A 986-nucleotide genomic window follows, 5' to 3' on the forward strand; every position below is an offset into this window, starting at 1 on the left:
CGATGCGTATACTCACCTGGCACGCTTATTACATGAACAATCCGTTGAATCAGAAGAAGAAGTTTGTGTCCCAATTGAAGGGACGAGTTTGTCTTCTCGTATCCTTCAAAACCCCTCCGATCCTGAGGCAACCTTTCGAAATAAAGGTGGCGAAAACCATATCGGAAGCAGTTTAAACCTGGTGGAAGTTCATGACCCTGAAAAAGAAACAGGGCTTATTATGCATGCCGATTTAAAAGAAAACACCTATAGTGACGCCCAGTTTGGTGAGGAATTTGTCAAAAATCACCCTCTCGCAGATGAAATAGATACGCTGGCTGTTGACGGTGCTTACTACCGGCAGGAAACTGTAAAACACGCTGATAAAAAGGATCTTGAAATAAACTTCAGCCAAATGACAGGCCGGACTGTCTCTGATGATTACATAGGTGTAGACCGATTTGAAATTGATCCTGAAACACACAAGGTTGTAAAATGTCCACAAGGTTTTGAGCCGACTTTCTCCATCTATGATTCTGAAAAAGAAATATACACAGCCAAGTTTTATAAGGAGCATTGTCAACAATGTCCTTTACTTGAGGAGTGCCAGGTAAAAGAACAAAAAAAAGCATACCACATTTCATTTAGTGAAAATAAAAGGCGAACAGATCAAACCCGAGCCAACATTGGCAGTGATAGACATCAGAAATTATCCAATTATCGCGCAGGGGTTGAAGGTGTTCCATCTGTTTTGAAACGAGCATATCAATTACAGTATTTGCCTGTCAGGGGACAAGTGCGCTCAAAAATCTGGATATATGGCTCAATCATCGCCCAGAACTTCAAAAGATGTACAAAATACTTGAAAAATATGGTGCCAGCCACCGTATAAAGTGGTGGGATTTCTTTTTCAAAATAAAAAATAGACTTCTGAACCAAAGAAAATACTTTTTTTATGGATTGGGATTGTAAATTAAAATAAAAACCTTAGTTTTTGGGTGCTAACC

General features: G+C 39.6%; 1 protein-coding gene. It reads left to right on the forward strand.

All coding sequences use genetic code 11. From position 1 onward, the window contains the following. Nucleotides 1-871: transposase (locus ACDX78_RS23225; RefSeq protein ID WP_486031217.1), on the forward strand; the 871-nt coding region annotated here is incomplete at its 5' end. Nucleotides 872-986 lie beyond the last annotated feature (115 nt).

Origin of the sequence: Virgibacillus oceani, assembly GCF_041521345.1 — a bacterium.
Classification (GTDB): Bacteria; Bacillota; Bacilli; order Bacillales; family Amphibacillaceae; genus Virgibacillus_N; species Virgibacillus_N oceani_A.